18 protein-coding genes are annotated in these 14803 nt (G+C 70.0%); 5 read left to right on the top strand and 13 right to left on the bottom strand.

The window, feature by feature from the left end:
• Positions 1 to 2 precede the first annotated feature (2 nt).
• Both AB0C38_RS19865 and AB0C38_RS19860 read right to left on the bottom strand, forming a co-directional pair.
• Positions 3 to 518 (bottom strand): hypothetical protein, encoded by a 516-nt coding sequence (locus tag AB0C38_RS19865; protein WP_360675098.1) that lies wholly within the window; start codon positions 516 to 518, stop codon positions 3 to 5.
• A gap of 58 nt (positions 519 to 576) precedes the next feature.
• On the bottom strand, positions 577 to 1116 hold the full coding sequence (locus AB0C38_RS19860; protein WP_360675095.1) for a PH domain-containing protein: 540 nt from the start codon (positions 1114 to 1116) through the stop codon (positions 577 to 579).
• 140 nt (positions 1117 to 1256) lie between these two features.
• Here AB0C38_RS19860 and AB0C38_RS19855 point away from each other — a divergent pair, with 140 nt between their 5' ends.
• From AB0C38_RS19855 to AB0C38_RS19845, 3 genes are read left to right on the top strand one after another with little or no spacing between them, the layout of a single operon-like run.
• On the top strand, positions 1257 to 1880 hold the full coding sequence (locus tag AB0C38_RS19855) for a LysE family translocator (RefSeq protein WP_360675093.1): 624 nt from the start codon (positions 1257 to 1259) through the stop codon (positions 1878 to 1880).
• Entirely contained in the window at positions 1880 to 2503 is a 624-nt protein-coding gene (locus AB0C38_RS19850) for a LysE family translocator (RefSeq protein ID WP_360675090.1), read from the top strand. The genes AB0C38_RS19855 and AB0C38_RS19850 overlap by 1 nt, the downstream gene beginning before the upstream one ends.
• Before the next feature lie 57 nt (positions 2504 to 2560).
• On the top strand, positions 2561 to 3175 hold the full coding sequence (locus AB0C38_RS19845; RefSeq protein ID WP_360675087.1) for a LysE family translocator: 615 nt from the start codon (positions 2561 to 2563) through the stop codon (positions 3173 to 3175).
• Here the strand turns inward: AB0C38_RS19845 and AB0C38_RS19840 are convergent.
• Genes AB0C38_RS19840 through AB0C38_RS19830 form a run of 3 tightly spaced genes read right to left on the bottom strand, consistent with a single transcriptional unit; the run spans position 3172 to position 5607 of the window.
• The gene (locus AB0C38_RS19840; RefSeq protein WP_360675084.1) at positions 3172 to 4362 is read right to left on the bottom strand and encodes an alpha/beta hydrolase; all 1191 of its coding nucleotides are present in this window, start codon (positions 4360 to 4362) and stop codon (positions 3172 to 3174) included. The two genes, AB0C38_RS19845 and AB0C38_RS19840, sit on opposite strands and share 4 nt — an antisense overlap.
• Entirely contained in the window at positions 4359 to 5177 is an 819-nt protein-coding gene (locus AB0C38_RS19835) for an NAD(P)H-binding protein (RefSeq protein ID WP_360675081.1), read from the bottom strand. Before AB0C38_RS19835 ends, AB0C38_RS19840 begins: the two co-directional genes overlap by 4 nt.
• Entirely contained in the window at positions 5170 to 5607 is a 438-nt protein-coding gene (locus AB0C38_RS19830) for a nuclear transport factor 2 family protein (protein ID WP_360675079.1), read from the bottom strand. Before AB0C38_RS19830 ends, AB0C38_RS19835 begins: the two co-directional genes overlap by 8 nt.
• 95 nt (positions 5608 to 5702) lie before the next feature.
• Here AB0C38_RS19830 and AB0C38_RS19825 point away from each other — a divergent pair, with 95 nt between their 5' ends.
• Positions 5703 to 6296 (top strand): TetR/AcrR family transcriptional regulator, encoded by a 594-nt coding sequence (locus AB0C38_RS19825; RefSeq protein WP_360675076.1) that lies wholly within the window; start codon positions 5703 to 5705, stop codon positions 6294 to 6296.
• Position 6297: 1 nt separating this feature from the next.
• Here the strand turns inward: AB0C38_RS19825 and murA are convergent, their stop codons facing one another.
• A complete protein-coding gene (gene murA, locus AB0C38_RS19820) occupies positions 6298 to 7572 on the bottom strand; it encodes a UDP-N-acetylglucosamine 1-carboxyvinyltransferase (protein WP_360675073.1) in 1275 nt (424 codons plus the stop codon).
• Between the two features lie 61 nt (positions 7573 to 7633).
• Here murA and AB0C38_RS19815 point away from each other — a divergent pair, with 61 nt between their 5' ends.
• Positions 7634 to 8209 carry a cob(I)yrinic acid a,c-diamide adenosyltransferase gene (locus AB0C38_RS19815; RefSeq protein WP_360675070.1) on the top strand — a complete coding sequence of 192 codons (576 nt, stop codon included), beginning with the start codon at positions 7634 to 7636 and terminating at the stop codon, positions 8207 to 8209.
• Here AB0C38_RS19815 and aroA read toward each other — a convergent pair.
• The 7 genes from aroA to atpA all read right to left on the bottom strand — a co-directional run bounded on the left by aroA (position 8206) and on the right by atpA (position 14797).
• A complete protein-coding gene (gene aroA, locus AB0C38_RS19810) occupies positions 8206 to 9444 on the bottom strand; it encodes a 3-phosphoshikimate 1-carboxyvinyltransferase (protein ID WP_360675068.1) in 1239 nt (412 codons plus the stop codon). The two genes, AB0C38_RS19815 and aroA, sit on opposite strands and share 4 nt — an antisense overlap.
• Positions 9445 to 9453: 9 nt before the next feature.
• The gene (locus AB0C38_RS19805) at positions 9454 to 9774 is read right to left on the bottom strand and encodes a putative quinol monooxygenase (protein WP_360675065.1); all 321 of its coding nucleotides are present in this window, start codon (positions 9772 to 9774) and stop codon (positions 9454 to 9456) included.
• 59 nt (positions 9775 to 9833) lie between these two features.
• Entirely contained in the window at positions 9834 to 10268 is a 435-nt protein-coding gene (locus tag AB0C38_RS19800; RefSeq protein WP_360675062.1) for a DUF2550 domain-containing protein, read from the bottom strand.
• Between the two features lie 25 nt (positions 10269 to 10293).
• Positions 10294 to 10659, bottom strand: coding sequence for a F0F1 ATP synthase subunit epsilon (locus AB0C38_RS19795; RefSeq protein ID WP_125312946.1), 366 nt, complete (start codon positions 10657 to 10659; stop codon positions 10294 to 10296).
• Positions 10660 to 10773: 114 nt separating this feature from the next.
• Positions 10774 to 12201, bottom strand: coding sequence for a F0F1 ATP synthase subunit beta (gene atpD / locus AB0C38_RS19790; RefSeq protein ID WP_285476233.1), 1428 nt, complete (start codon positions 12199 to 12201; stop codon positions 10774 to 10776).
• Positions 12201 to 13145, bottom strand: coding sequence for a F0F1 ATP synthase subunit gamma (locus AB0C38_RS19785; RefSeq protein WP_360675058.1), 945 nt, complete (start codon positions 13143 to 13145; stop codon positions 12201 to 12203). The genes atpD and AB0C38_RS19785 overlap by 1 nt, the downstream gene beginning before the upstream one ends.
• 11 nt (positions 13146 to 13156) lie before the next feature.
• Positions 13157 to 14797 carry a F0F1 ATP synthase subunit alpha gene (gene atpA / locus AB0C38_RS19780; protein ID WP_360675055.1) on the bottom strand — a complete coding sequence of 547 codons (1641 nt, stop codon included), beginning with the start codon at positions 14795 to 14797 and terminating at the stop codon, positions 13157 to 13159.
• Positions 14798 to 14803 lie beyond the last annotated feature (6 nt).

Below are 14803 nucleotides of genomic sequence, written 5' to 3'. Positions count from 1 at the left end.
ACTCAGTCCTCGGCCTGCTCCTGCACGATCAGCTCGCGAAGCCCTTCCGCGTCCGGCACGGCGAACAGCTCGATCGGAGCCGGTTGGTGCCGCTTCGGCACCGAATAGCCGAGGACGTCCACGGACCCGCCCCGCACCGGGAAGGTGAGCGTGCCGAGACCGTCGCGGCCGAGCGGGGTGACCGTTGGCAGCCGCAGGTCCCCCCACGTGAGGATGCGGCCCGTGGCGCGGTCGGCCACCACGACCCGCTGATCGGTCACCGCGTACACCGCGCGGCGCGTCGTCCACAGCCGCACGACCACCGGCGCACAGACGAACGCGAGCCCGAAAGTCACGATGACCACGCCCATGAACGAAATCCGGCCGTCCCAGACCGGCAGGACGACGGCGAACACCGCCACCAAGACCGAACCGAAGGCGAGGCGGAACCACTCGAGGCCGGTCGGGACGACCCGCCGCGGCCGCCCCGACCACAGCAGCCGCTCACCCGGCAGCAGGACGATCAAGGGCTCATCCACGGCGGCCTCCCGGCACTCTTTGCCGGGCTGACGCTCCGGAAGGCCGTCCCGGTTGCCCTCAGGCGGCCGGCGTGTCCGGGGTATCCGGGGTGTCCGCCTGCGGCGGGGCCTGGCGGGCCTTGGCTTCGTCGATGGCCTTGGTGAGCAGGTCGCGGACGCGCCTGGGCTCGCCGACACCCATCAGCGTCACGGTCCCCGACTCGGCGAAGGAGAGGGTGCCGGTGCGCGACGGCCCCGGCTTGAGGACCGGCACCGACAGCCCGGCCAGTTCACTGGCCCGTTCCTTCTGCCGGAACAGCCCCGTGCGCGCGATGATCCGGCTGTCGGTCACGGCGTACGTCGTGCGCCCGAGCGCGAGGTACCGGACGGCGGAATGGCCGACGGCACCGTACAAACCGAGCACCAGCACCACGACCGTCCCGGCCATGGCGCCCCCGTCAGGCTGCTTCGCGAGCAGGAACCAGAGTGCGGCGACGGCGACGATGAGTCCGGCAGGGGCGATCACCCCGTCCGCGGCGACGTAGAACGGGCGCTGGACCGGCTCTCCCGCCCAGAGCACGCGCTCACCGGGTAGAAGATCGATTTCCCCTGCTGACATGGCCGAACACTACTCTGCGGAGGTCTCTCCCGCCGAGTTCCGAGCGCGCTGTACGTGCCCGGACACCCTCCGTGCGGGGAACGCGGTGTGACGGAAATCCGCGAGACCGGACCGATCTCGGTCGATTAGCGTGGGCAGCCGTGACGTGGAGTGCTTACGGAAGTTACCTGGTCATCGTGGTCCTGATCGTGCTCGCGCCGGGCCCGGACACGATGGTGATGCTGAAGAACGCGCTGTCCGGCGGGTTCCGCGGCGGGCTGCTCGCGTCGCTCGGCATCATCACCGGCAACGCCGTCCAGGGCAGTGCCGCGGCGCTCGGGCTCGGCGTCCTCATCGCTCGGTCACAGCCGGTGTTCCTCGCGCTCAAGTGGGTCGGCGCGGCCTACCTCGTCTTCCTCGGCGTCCAAGCGCTGCGCGGGGCGTTCCGCGGGAACTACGACGTCGTCGAGCAGGTCCAGCGCCGCCGCGGCGGCGGCTTCCGGCGGTTCCGCGAAGGGCTCCTCTCCAACATCACGAACCCGAAGGTGCTGGTGCTGTACCTGTCCGTGCTGCCGCAGTTCCTGACGGCCGAGTCGAGCATCGGGGACTCACTGCTGCTGGCCTACACCGTCTCGGTGCTCGGCGGGCTGTGGCTGCTGGTGCTGCTGGTGTTCGTGCACCGCGTCCGCGCGTGGCTGGGCCGCCGCCGGGTGCGCCGTACGCTGGACGGCGTCACCGGCACCGCCCTGCTCGGGTTCGGTGCCGCCCTCGCCTTGGAGTCCTGATGACGTGGAGCACCTACCTGGGGTTCGCCGGGATGATGGCGTTCCTGGCGATGATGCCCGGCCCGGACACGATGGTCGTGCTGAAGAACGCCCTGACCGGCGGCGCACGCGGCGGCGGCTGGGCGTGCACGGGCATCAGCGTCGCGAACTTCCTGCAGGGCACGGCGGCGGCGCTCGGACTGGGCGCGGTGATCACGCGCTACCGGCCGCTGTTCGAGACGGTGAAGTGGCTGGGCGCGGCTTATCTGGTGTTCTTGGGCATCCAGGCGTTGCGCGGCGCGTGGCGCGGGAACTACGAAGCCCTGGACGACGTCCGCCGCGCTCGCGCTTCCCGGGCGCGCCGGTTCCGTGAGGGGTTCCTGTCGAACATCACCAACCCCAAGGTGATCGTGCTGTATCTGTCGGTGCTGCCGCAGTTCCTGACGCCGGCGTCGACTCTCGGTGACTCGCTGCTGCTGGCGTACACGGTCGCGGCGCTCGGGGTGGTGTGGCAGGTGCTGCTGCTGGTGTTCGTGCACCGGGTCCGCGCCTGGCTGCAGCGGCGCCGGGTCCGCCGCACCCTCGACGGCGTCACCGGTACCGCGCTGCTCGGCTTCGGCGCGGCTCTGGCCTTCGAGGGCTGATCCGCCACGATGCGGAACCGGCGCCACGTACTCGCGCCGCCGTCTTAACCTGACGTCATGACCTGGGGAACTTACGGCGCCTACGTGCTCTTCGTTTTGCTCGTGCTGATCGTGCCGGGACCGGACACCGCGTTGGTGCTCAAGAATTCGCTCGCCGGCGGGCGGCGGGGTGGGGTGCTGACCGCGCTGGGCATCGGGTCCGGGAACTTCGCCCAAGGTGTCGCCGCCGCACTCGGGCTCAGCGCCGTCATCGTGCGCTCCGAGCCGGTGTTCCTCACCCTGCGCTGGGCCGGCGCCGCCTACCTCGGCTACCTCGGTGTCAAAGCCCTGACCGCCGCGTGGCGCGGGGACTACAGCGCGCTCACGCTGACCAAGACGGGTGGTGGGCGGCGGTGGCGTGAAGGCTTCCTCGGCAACCTCACCAACCCGAAGGTCCTCGTCTTCTACCTGTCGATGCTGCCGCAGTTCCTGACACCGGAGTCGACGATCGCCGAGTCGCTGCTGCTCGCCACGACCGTCGGGGTGCTCGCGACGCTCTGGCAGCTCGTCATCGTCGCCGGGGTGCACCGGATCCGCGCCTGGCTGCAGCGGCGCCGGGTCCGCCGCACCCTCGACGGCGTCACCGGCACCGCACTGCTCGGCTTCGGCGCGGCTCTGGCCTTCGAGGGCTAGAACGTCCGGTCCAGCCAGTCGTAGATCCGGCCGGACGCGAGCCGCTGGGCGCCGACGTGGCAGTGCGCGTCCGCCCCTTCCTCCGCCGTGAACGTCATCAGCGTCTTGGGCGCGTTCAGGTGCGCGTACAGCCGGCGCGGCTCGGTCTCCTGTGAGCCGCCGAAGAACAGGTCGTCCGCCGCTTCGCAGACCAGCGTCGGGCACGTGATCTTCTCCGCGACGCCGTCCTCCAGCGTGTACTCCAGGTACTTCGCGACGAACTCGCGGTCGGTCGCCGCGCCCAGCACGTACCGGCCGTGGTCGCACGCCCAGCGCAGCGTCGGGCTCGCCTCGCGGCCGGCCGCCAGCAACGCGTCGAACTCCGGGTCCTCCGCGGCCCGCGCCCGGCGGACGATCTCCGCACGCGGCCACGGCAGCATCTGCGTCACCGCCGCGCCCGCGTCGTAGACGCCGTCGACCGCGACGAGCGCCGCCAGCCGCGGCTCGAACGCCGCCGCGCGCGGGGCCAGCTCGCCACCGAGACTGACGCCGAGCAGCGCCACGCGCGACGGATCCACGCCGTCGAGCTTCAAAGCGAAGTCCACCACCGGCGTGACGACGTTCTCCCAGTCCGGCCGGAACACGAGCTTCTCGCGCCGGAGCGCGCTCGGCTGACCCGGGCCGTCGAACGTCAGGACGTGGTAGCCGCGCTCGGCGCCGGCCGCCGCGCCCATGAAGTGCAGCTCCTCGGCGCTGCCGTCGAAGCCGCTGTGCATGATCAGCAACGGCTTCGGGCCGGCACCGGGCGCGCGGTAGAGGTAGCCCAGCAGAACCGTTCCCTCGTAAGGGATTTCGACCGGCTCCGCGACGCCCGCGCGCCGGAAGCACTCGACGCTGCGGTCGTACGCCGCCGCGATGCGCGGGTCCGCCGGGTCGCCGTGCAGGAAGAAGTCCGCCGAGAAGTAGTACGTCGACGCGCGCAGCAGCAGGTCCCGCGCGGTGACCGGACCCGCGTCGGCGGCTTCGGCGTACAGCCGGTCGGCCAGGGCGCGGTAGGCGTCGTGCCAGCTGTCGTAGTCGCCCGCGGTGACATTCGACGCGGCCGCGACCACCTCGCCGAAGTCCGAGCCGCCGTAGGCCGCGTGACCGAACAAGCGCAGCGTCTCAAACCAGAACTGGGGGTCTTCGGGGAACATGAGCTGCTTCATCGGATCTCTTCCTCCACAAAGGTTTCGAACGGACGGGCGGGCCGGCCGGTGACCTCTTCGACGGCCGGCGTGACGCGGTCTTCGGCACCGCGCCGGACGTCCTCGTCGAGGGCGGCGAGCACGAGCGCGAAGTCCGCCGGAATTCCGGACGTGGTCAGGGAAGCGGCGAACTCGGCGGTGCTCACCGCGCGGTGCCGCACCGGGCGTCCGGTGTGCGCGGCGACGATCGACGCGGCCTCGGCGTAGCTCACCGCACGAGGACCGGTGAGGACGTGTTCGGTGTTGTGCGGTTCGGGATCCGTCAGCGCGCGGACGGCGACCGCCGCGATGTCGCCGGCGTCGACGAACGCGACCCGCGCGTCCCCGGTGGCGGTGACGATCTCGCCGTCCCGGACGCCCCGGGCGACCAGGTGCTCGCCCGTGAAGTTCTGCATGAACCAGGACGGCCGCAGCACCGCCCACTCCGGCGCCGTGCGCACCAGCCGCTGCAGGTCGCCGAGCCCGGGCGTCTCCGCCGTGACGGCCGACGAGCTGAGCAGGACGACCCGGCGGACGCCCGCGGCCAGGGCGTCGTCCAGGAACGGCTCGACCAGGCCCGCCGGTTCGGTTTCGCCGATCGGCGGCAGCAGGTACACGGCTGTGACGCCGCGAAGTGCGTCGGCGAAGGTCGATCGGTCAGTCCAGTCGAACCGGGCCTGGCCGGGCTCCCCCGGCTTGCGCGTGGCCGCCCGCGCCGCGAACCCCGCGTCACGCAGGCCCGCGACGACCCGACGGCCGGTGGTGCCGGTACCGCCGAGGACCAGGACGTCAGCCACGGTCGCCGCCGGTGAAGGCCGCCGTCAGCTCGTCGACGCCGCCGAGGACCTCGGCCGCGGCGAGCGGGCTCCAGTAGTCGCGGTACCGGCGGATTTCGCCGTCTTCGACGGTGATCACGGCGATGTAGGACATCTCGTACGGCTTCCGCGACGCGACGACGACGCCCGCGACCGTGAACTCGACGACGACCACGGCCGGGTCCGCGGTTTCGTGCACGGTCTTCGCGACGACCTCGCGGATGTCCAGCAGGTTCGGGTAGTCGCGCAGGTACTCGCGGATCGCGTCGCGCCCTTCGACGCGCTTCGGGTAGCCCGGCCCGGCGAACGGGAACTCGAGGATTCCGTCCTCGGCCCAGAGCCCGGCGAACGCGGTCATGTCGTGCTCGAGCAGCAGGTCGAGCGCATGGTCTACCAGTTCTCGTGGCTGCATCGGAGCCTCCTTGAACGTTTGGACGGAACGGTGCCGTCCCGACGTCGACTGTAGACGGGACGGTACCGTTCCGTCCACCCGCTAGACTGCGACCCATGGCACGCACCCCGACCGGCGCCGCGGTCCTCCAGCCCGAGGTCACGCAGGCCATCAGCGAAGCCGTCATGTGGGAGCTCGCCGAACAGGGCTACGGGCGGCTTTCGATGGAAGCGGTGGCGAAACGCGCCGGCGTCGGCAAGAGCGCGCTGTACCGGCGGTGGGTGTCGAAGGACCACATGATCGCCTCCGTGGTGACGGAGTTCAGCGTGACCCGCGCGGCGGAGGCCGACACGGGCTCCCTGCGCGGCGACCTGCGCGAGACGATGCAGGCCCTGATCGACTGGCTCACGCACCCGCTGTTCTCGCGGATCCTGCCGGACCTGGTCGCGGAGGACGCCCGCAACCCGGACCACGGCCGCGGCCTGCGCGAGGCCATCGGCGGCCCCCGCCGCGAGGTCGGCGAGGCGATGCTGCGCCGCGCGATCACCCGCGGCGAGCTACCGGCGGACCTGGACATGGAACTGGCGCTCGACGCCCTGGCGGCGCCGATCTACTGGCGCCTGGTGGTCCGCCTGGCCCCGGCGGAGGCGGACTACGTGGACCGCCTGGTGACCTACGCCCTGCGCGCGCTCGGGGCCCGGGAGGGGTGAGTCAGGTGCGGGCCGGCTCGCCGCTGACGCGCTCGATGTTGGCGCCCAGGCGGTTGAGGTTCTCCACGAAGTGCGGGTAGCCGCGGTCGATGTGGAAGACGTCCCAGACCTCGGTGACACCGTCCGCGCACAGGCCCGCCAGCACCAGACCGGCGCCCGCGCGGATGTCCGACGCCCAGACCGGCGCGCTCGACAGCGTCTTGACGCCGCGGACCACCGCGTGGTGGCCGTCCGTGCGCGCGTCGCCCGACAGGCGGACCATTTCCTCGATGAAGCGGAAGCGCGCCTCATAAACGTTTTCGGTGATCATCGAAGTGCCTTCGGACACCGCCGAGAGCGCCACCGCGAACGGCTGCAGGTCGGTCGCGAAGCCGGGGTACGGCAGCGTCACCCAGTCGACCGCCTTCGGGCGCTCCGGCTGGACCACGCGGAAGCCCTTGTCACCGAACGTCTCGACGTCCGCGCCGGCCAGCTGCAGCTTGTTGAGGATCAGGTCGAGGTGGTGCGGGTTGACGCCGCGGACCGTGACGTCGCCGCGGGTCATCGACGCCGCGAACGCCCAGGTCGCGCCGACGATCCGGTCGCCGATCACGCTGTGCTCGGTCGGGTGCAGCTGCTCCACGCCGTGCACGGTCAGCGTCGAGGTCCCGGCGCCGTCGATCTTCGCGCCCATCTCGGTGAGCATCGTGCAGATGTCGACGATCTCGGGCTCGCGCGCGCAGTTGTCGATGACCGTGGTGCCCTCGGCCAGGACGGCCGCCATCAGGATGTTCTCGGTCGCGCCGACGCTCGGGAAGTCGAGCCAGATCTGCGCGCCGACCAGCGTCTCGGCCTTCGCGACGACGCAGCCGTGCTCGATCGTGCTCGTCGCGCCCAGCTTGCGCAGGCCGTTCTGGTGCATGTCCAGCGGGCGCGAGCCGATCGCGTCGCCGCCCGGCAGCGCGACGACGGCCTGCTTCAGCCGCCCGACCAGCGGGCCCAGCACGCAGACGGACGCGCGCAGCTTGCCCATCGCGGCCGAGTCCGCGCGGTGCGACAGCTCGGCCGGCGTCGTGATGGTGGCGGTGTCGCCTTCGATGACGACCTCGCACCCGACGCTCCGCAGCACGTCGCCCATCAGCGGGACGTCCAGGATCTGCGGGCAGTTCGTGATGGTCGTGGTGCCCTCGGCCAGCAGGGCCGCGGCCATCAGCTTCAGCACGCTGTTCTTCGCGCCGACCACGTCGACCTCGCCGACCAGCCGGGCTCCGCCATGCACGTCGAAGTGCTCGCTCATGGCCGCCAATCATGCCCTCTCGCCCGGATTCGGCCCGGGCGGGGGCCGCTATGGTGGGTTCATGGTCGTTCGCATCAACCGCGTCTACACGAAGGTCGGCGACAGCGGCACAACCGCGCTCGGCGACGGGTCCCGCGTACCGAAGACGTCCCCGCGCCTGGGCGCGTACGCGGACACGGACGAGACGAACTCGGTACTGGGACTGGCGATCGCGGTCGGCGGCCTGCCGGACGAGGTCGCGGACGTGCTGCGTGCGGTCCAGAACGATCTGTTCGACGTCGGCGCGGACCTGTGCCTGCCGATTTCCGACGACCCGCCGTACCCGCCACTGCGGATCACGGAGAAGTACGTGGAGCGGCTCGAGGGCTGGTGCGACGACTTCAACGAGCGGCTGCCGAAGCTGACGTCGTTCATCCTGCCGGGCGGGACCCCGGGAGCAGCGTTCCTGCACCAGGCGCGGACGGTGTCCCGGCGCGCCGAGCGGTCGGCTTGGGCGCTGTACGAAGCTGAGCCGGAGACGACGAACCCGGTGGCGCTGAAGTACTTGAACCGGTTGTCGGACTTGCTGTTCATCCTCGGCAGGCTGGCCAACCCCGGCGGCGACGTGCTCTGGCAGCCGGGCGGGCAGCCCTCCTAGATCCCCCAGCTCTCCCGCAGCGACCCCAGCGCCTGGTGGAAGCCGGGGAAGGTCTTCTTCACGCATTCCGGGTCGTCCAGGGTCACGCCGTCGACGAGCAAGCCCGTGATGCTGAACGCCATCGCGATCCGGTGGTCGCGGCGGCACTTCACCAGTGCTCCCGTCGGCGCGCCCGGCTGGATTTCGATCCAGTCGCGACCCGTCTCGACCTGGATGCCCAGCGCGCGCAGGTTCTCCTCGCACGCGTCCAGCCGGTCGCACTCCTTGATGCGCGTGTTGTACACGTCCTCGATGCGCACCGGACCCGAAGCGAACGGCGCGATCGCCGCCAGGGTCGGGACCGTGTCCGAAATGTCGCGCATGTTCACCGTGACCCCACGCAGGCCGCCGGACGGCCCCGCGACCGTCACCGAGTCCTCGGCCAGCTCGATGTGCGTGCCCATCTGCTCCAGCACGTCCACGAACCGGACGTCGCCCTGCAGCGCGGCCGACCCCAGGCCCGGGATGGTCACCGTGCGGCCCGTGACCGCCGCCGCGGCCAGGAAGTAGCTGGCCGTCGACGCGTCCGGCTCCACCGGGTACTCGCACGCCTGGTACGGCCGCGGCGGCACCACGAACGTCTTGCCCTCGCGACGGACGTCCACCCCGAACCGGCGCATCATCTCCAGCGTGATCTCGACGTACGGGACCGACACCAGGTCCGTCACCGTGATCCGCAGCCCCTCCGCGGTCAGCGGCCCGAGCAGCAGCAACGCCGTCAGGAACTGGGACGACAACCCCGCGTCGAGGGTCAGCGAACCGCCCTTGACGCCGTTCGCGCGGATCGTCAGCGGGTGGTGGCCCGGCTCGCCCTCGAAGGTCAGGTCGACGCCAAGCTCCCGCAGCGCGTCGGTCAGCGGGCCGAGCGGGCGCCGGCGCATCTGGTCGGACGCGTCGAAGTGGAACGTCCCGGTGCCGGCCGCGGCCAGCGCGGGCAGGAACCGGGCCGTCGTGGCGCCGTCGCGGCAGAACACGTCCGCTTCGGAGACCCCCGGGCCCGAAGGACGGCCCTCGATCGTCCACGCGCCCGGCTGCCGGTCGACGCCATAACCGAGCTTGACGAGCCCCTCGGCGAAGCCCTCGGTGTCGTCCGAATGCAGCGGACGGCCGAGGGTCGTGGTGCCGTGCGCGGCGGCGGCCAGGAACAGGCCGCGAGCGGTGACGGACTTGGAGCCGGGGATCTCGACGAGAGTCACGAACCCAGTTTAGTGTGGCGAGATCTCGGCCATCGGGCCCCAGTCGGAGGCGTCCTGGACGTTGATGATCTGCGGGTTGTCGCTGATGTAGGCACCCAGGTTCGCGACCGCCCACTTGAAGTGGTCGGAGCCGACGTGCGCGACGGCGGCGTCTTGCCCCTCGAAGCCTTCGACCAGCACGTACGTGTTCTTGTCGTCGAGGCTGCGGGACCACTCGAAGAACCGGTTGCCCGCTTCGCCCCGGGTGTTCTTGGTGTAGTCCGCGACGATGTCCGGCCAGGCTTCCGCGTGCTCCGGCTTGACCGGGAACTTGACCACGATGAAGATCATGGCCTCAACCCTAAGCCCTGGACCGGGGGTCCGGCTGTCTCGGTTTGAGACAAACAGGGTCAGGACGCGCGCGGAAGACGTCGCCCGGGCGGGGCGGATTCGAGCCAGGAGAGAAAGCCGGTCAGCGCGCCCGGGCCCATGGCGATCTCGATCGCCTCCTGGGTCTCCGACTCGCAGCGCAGCACGGTCGAGCCCTCGGGAACGGCGTAGGCCTCGCTCCCGGACGGGTCCCGCCGGTCGGCGATCTGCATGCTTTCGCGCTGGAAGACGCGGTCCGGGCCGGTCCGCAGGCTCCACACGCGGTACCAGACGAACTCGTCGCCCTCGTAGCGGCCCAGCCCCAGGTGCCAACTGGACCGCGCGGCGTCCGGACGCCACCGCAGCGCGACGCTCACGCCCCCGCCGCGACGCATCCGGATCCACCGCTGGCCGTACCAGGCGACCAGCACGGCGAGCACGATCAGGAGCCCGGCTACCACCACGGTGATCTTCACGGCCCGGCTCCTGCCCGTCTCCTGCTCAGGCCGACTGGCCTGCCGCGCGGAGCTGGGCGGTGGCCCTGGTCCGCTCGGTCTCGTCGTCGGCGCTCAGTGCCGCCTTCGCCGCGTCGACGTCGATTTCGTCGGAAAGCTCGGCGCTCTCGGCGAGGATGCTCACGCCGGTGCCGGTCACGGAGAGGAATCCGCCGTGCACGGCCGCGCAGACCGTCTCGCCGTCGGTGGTCGTCACCTTGACCACGCCACCCTCGACGAGCTGCCCGAGCACGGGTTCGTGACCGGCCATGATGCCGATCTCGCCCTCGGTGGTCTGGGCCACCACGAAAGTGGCGGTACCCGACCAGAGACGGCGCTCGACGGCCACCAGCTCCACGGACATCTCAGCCACGCAGCACTCCTTCGCTCGGGGTGTTACCACCGAGTGTAATAGGTCCGTATCCCGGTATGAGAACGGCGGGGGCTCGAGTCCACAGTGGACACCGCCCCCGCCGCCTCAGGGAAGTCACTTCTTGGTGATTTCCTTGTACTTCTTCTCGAGGTCCTCGAGGCCACCGATACCCAGGAACGCCTGCTCCGGGTAGTGGTCGAAGTCACCCTTCGAGATGCGGTCGAACGACTCGATGGTCTCCGAGAGCGGCACCGTCGAGCCCGGGATCTGCGTGAACGCCTCGGCGACCAGCATGTTCTGCGACAGGAACCGCTCGATGCGGCGCGCGCGCTGAACGGTGAGCTTGTCCTCTTCCGAGAGCTCGTCCATACCGAGGATCGCGATGATGTCCTGCAGCTCCTTGTACTTCTGCAGGATCCGGATGACCTCGGACGCCACCCGGTAGTGGTCCTCGCCGACGATGGCCGGGTCGAGGATCGTCGACGTCGACGCCAGCGGGTCCACCGCCGGGAAGATGCCCTTCTGGAAGACACCACGCGAGAGCTCGGTGGTGGCGTCCAGGTGGGCGAACGTCGCGGCCGGGGCCGGGTCGGTGTAGTCGTCCGCGGGGACGTAGATCGCCTGCATCGAGGTGATCGACCGGCCTCGGGTCGAGGTGATCCGCTCCTGGAGCTGGCCCATCTCGTCCGCCAGCGTCGGCTGGTAACCCACGGCCGACGGCATGCGGCCCAGCAGGGTCGACACCTCGGAACCGGCCTGGGTGAACCGGAAGATGTTGTCGATGAACAGCAGCACGTCCTGGTTCTGCACATCGCGGAAGTACTCCGCCATGGTCAGCGCGGACAGGGCGACGCGCATGCGCGTGCCCGGCGGCTCGTCCATCTGGCCGAACACGAGGGCGGTGTCGTTGATGACGCCGTCTTCGCTCATCTCCAGGAAGAGGTCGTTGCCCTCACGGGTGCGCTCGCCGACCCCGGCGAACACCGACGTACCACCGAAGTTCCGGGCGACACGGGTGATCATCTCCTTGATGAGCACCGTCTTGCCCACGCCGGCACCGCCGAAGAGGCCGATCTTGCCACCCTGGACGTACGGGGTGAGCAGGTCGACGACCTTCAGGCCGGTCTCCAGCATCTCCGTCTTGCCCTCGAGCTGGTCGAAGGACGGCGGGTTGCGGTGGATGCCCCAGCGCTCGAGGTCGTCGCCGTAGCCGGGCTCGTCGAGGCACTCGCCGAGCGCGTTGTAGACGTGGCCCTTGACCTTGTCGCCCACCGGCACGGTGATCGGCTTGCCGGTGTCGGTGACCTCGGCGCCCCGGACCAGGCCGTCCTGCGGCTGGAGCGAGATGGTGCGGACGAGGTTGTCGCCCAGGTGGCTGGCGACCTCGAGGGTCACCGTCTTGCGCAGCTGCTCGAACTCGATCTCGACCTTGAGCGCGTTGAACTGGTCGGGCACGGAACCGCGCGGGAACTCGACGTCGACGACCGGACCGGTCACCGACACGATGCGCCCCTTGGCGCGCGGGGCTTCAGTACTGGTCATCAATCATCACTTCCTGCTGCGGTGAGCGCGTTCGCGCCACCGACGATTTCGGAGATCTCCTGGGTGATCTGCGCCTGGCGGGCCTGGTTCATCTCCCGCGTCAGGTTGCCGACCAGCTCGTTCGCGTTGTCCGACGCCGCCTTCATCGCCGTCCGGCGGGCGGCCAGCTCGGACGCCGCGGACTCGAGCAGGGCGGCGTAGAGACGCGTGTTGATGTACTTCGGCAGGAGCGCGTCCAGCAGCTTGTCGGCACTCGGCTCGAACTCGTAGCTGGGGAGCAGCTCGCCCGCGGGCTTCTGCTCCTCTTCGCCGTCGGTGTACTCGACCTCCAGCGGCGCGACGCGCTTGGCGACCGGCCGCTGGGTCAGCATCGACACGAACTCGGTGTAGACGATGTGGATCTCGTCGACACCCTCGATGCCGTCGGCGTTGCCGTGCTCGTCGTCGACACCGGCCATGAACGACTCGACGAGGGCCTCGCCGGCCGCGACCGCGCCGGTGTAGGTCGGCTGGTCGGAGAAGCCCGTCCAGCTGTCCACGACCGGGCGGTCCCGGAACCGGTAGTAGTTCAGGCCCTTGTTGCCGGTGACGTAGATCTGCGCTTCCTTGCCCTCGTCACGGAGCAGGGAAAGCAGCTCTTCCGTCGCGCGCAGCACGTTGGAGTTGTAGCCACCGCACTGGCCCTTGTCACTGGTCACGACCAGGACAGCGGCCCGCTTCGGGTTCGGGCGCTCGACCAGCATGGGGTGGTCGAGGTTGGCCGCCGCACCGGCCAGCGCCGAGAGCACCTTGGTGATCTCGTCGGCGTACGGCCGGGAAGCGGCGACCTTCGCCCGCGCCTTGGTGATGCGCGCGGTGGCGATGAGCTCCATCGCCTTGGTGATCTTGCCGATCGACTTGGTCGCCTTGATGCGCGACCGAAGTTCCCGGAGTTGTGCGGCCATGAGCTATCAGCTCACTTCTTCGGGGCGGGCTTGTTGACCTTGACGGTCTCGTGCCCGACCTTGTCGGCGTCCATGGCGTCGGCGTCCGCCTCGACGAGGGACTTGCCCTCGGACGTGGTGAACTCCTTCTTGAACTCGTTGACCGCGTTGACCACGCTTTCGCGGGTCTCCTCGGGGAACTTGCCCGACTCGCGGATGCCACCGAGCAGGTCCGAGTGCTTGCGCCGGGCCGAATCGAGGAACTCGTGGTTGAAGCGGCGGACGTCCTCGGTCGGGACCGAGTCGTAGTGGCCGTTCGTGCCCAGGTACACCGTGAGGACCTGCTCCTCGACCGGGACCGGCGAGTACTGCGGCTGCTTGAGCACCTCGTACAGCCGGGCACCGCGCTCGAGCTGCGCCTTCGACGCGTCGTCGAGGTCCGAGGCGAAGGCGGCGAACGACTCCAGCTCGCGGTACTGCGACAGGTCGATCCGGAGCGAGCCCGCGACGTCCTTCATCGCCTTGACCTGCGCGGCACCACCCACGCGGGACACCGAGATGCCCACGTCGATGGCCGGGCGCTGACCGGCGTTGAACAGGTCCGACTGGAAGAAGCACTGGCCGTCGGTGATCGAGATGACGTTCGTCGGGATGTAGGCCGACACGTCGTTGGCCTTCGTCTCGATGATCGGCAGCCCGGTCAGCGAGCCGGCGCCCAGCTCGTCCGAGAGCTTCGCGCACCGCTCGAGGAGACGGGAGTGCAAGTAGAAGACGTCGCCGGGGAACGCCTCGCGGCCCGGCGGGCGACGCAGCAGCAGCGAGATCGCGCGGTACGCGTCGGCCTGCTTGGTCAGGTCGTCGAACACGATGAGGACGTGCTTGCCCTCGAACATCCAGTGCTGGCCGATGGCCGAGCCGGTGTACGGCGCGATCCACTTGAAGCCGGCGGAGTCCGAAGCCGGCGCCGCGACGATGGTGGTGTACTCCATCGCGCCGGCGTCCTCGAGGGACTTCTTGACCGCGGCGATCGTGGAGCCCTTTTGGCCGATCGCGACGTAGATGCAGCGAACCTGCTTCTTCTCGTCGCCGGTGTCCCAGTTGGCCTTCTGGTTGATGATCGTGTCCACGGCGACGGCGGTCTTGCCCGTCTTGCGGTCACCGATGATCAGCTGGCGCTGGCCGCGGCCGATCGGGGTCATCGCGTCGATCGCGGTGATGCCGGTCTGCAGCGGCTCCGACACCGGCTGGCGCTCGACCACCGAAGCGGCCTTGACCTCCAGCGGGCGGCGGTCGGTGGTCTCGATGTCGCCGAGACCGTCGATGGCGGCACCCAGCGGGTTCACGACGCGGCCGAGGTAGCCGTCGCCGACCGGCACCGACAGGACCTGGCCGGTGCGCTTGACCTGCTGGCCCTCTTCGATGCTTTCGAAGTCGCCGAGGATCGCGGCACCGATGGAGCGCGCGTCCAGGTTGAGCGCGACGCCCAGGACGCCGCCGGGGAACTCGAGCAGCTCGTTGGCCATGGCCGAGGGCAGGCCCTCGATGTGGGCGATGCCGTCACCGGCGTCGATCACGATGCCAACTTCTTCCCGGCTCACGTCCGGGGCGTAACTCGAGACGTAGTTCTCGATCGCGCTACGGATCTCATCCGAGGAGATCGTCAGCTCGGCCATGTCTTT

The organism is Amycolatopsis sp. NPDC048633, assembly GCF_040650695.1.
Taxonomy (GTDB): Bacteria; Actinomycetota; Actinomycetes; order Mycobacteriales; family Pseudonocardiaceae; genus Amycolatopsis.
The sequence above is the reverse complement of the archived record's forward strand: the minus strand, read 5'-3'. Positions and strand labels throughout refer to the sequence as shown.

Coding starts and splice junctions, on each gene's coding strand:
- AB0C38_RS19860 (WP_360675095.1), bottom strand. CDS start 1,116: ATGTCAGCAGGGGAAATCGATCTTCTACCCGGTGAGCGCGTGCTCTGG.
- AB0C38_RS19850 (WP_360675090.1), top strand. CDS start 1,880: ATGACGTGGAGCACCTACCTGGGGTTCGCCGGGATGATGGCGTTCCTG.
- AB0C38_RS19845 (WP_360675087.1), top strand. CDS start 2,561: ATGACCTGGGGAACTTACGGCGCCTACGTGCTCTTCGTTTTGCTCGTG.
- AB0C38_RS19840 (WP_360675084.1), bottom strand. CDS start 4,362: ATGAAGCAGCTCATGTTCCCCGAAGACCCCCAGTTCTGGTTTGAGACG.
- AB0C38_RS19830 (WP_360675079.1), bottom strand. CDS start 5,607: ATGCAGCCACGAGAACTGGTAGACCATGCGCTCGACCTGCTGCTCGAG.
- AB0C38_RS19825 (WP_360675076.1), top strand. CDS start 5,703: ATGGCACGCACCCCGACCGGCGCCGCGGTCCTCCAGCCCGAGGTCACG.
- murA (WP_360675073.1), bottom strand. CDS start 7,572: ATGAGCGAGCACTTCGACGTGCATGGCGGAGCCCGGCTGGTCGGCGAG.
- AB0C38_RS19815 (WP_360675070.1), top strand. CDS start 7,634: ATGGTCGTTCGCATCAACCGCGTCTACACGAAGGTCGGCGACAGCGGC.
- AB0C38_RS19805 (WP_360675065.1), bottom strand. CDS start 9,774: ATGATCTTCATCGTGGTCAAGTTCCCGGTCAAGCCGGAGCACGCGGAA.
- atpD (WP_285476233.1), bottom strand. CDS start 12,201: ATGACCAGTACTGAAGCCCCGCGCGCCAAGGGGCGCATCGTGTCGGTG.
- AB0C38_RS19785 (WP_360675058.1), bottom strand. CDS start 13,145: ATGGCCGCACAACTCCGGGAACTTCGGTCGCGCATCAAGGCGACCAAG.
- atpA (WP_360675055.1), bottom strand. CDS start 14,797: ATGGCCGAGCTGACGATCTCCTCGGATGAGATCCGTAGCGCGATCGAG.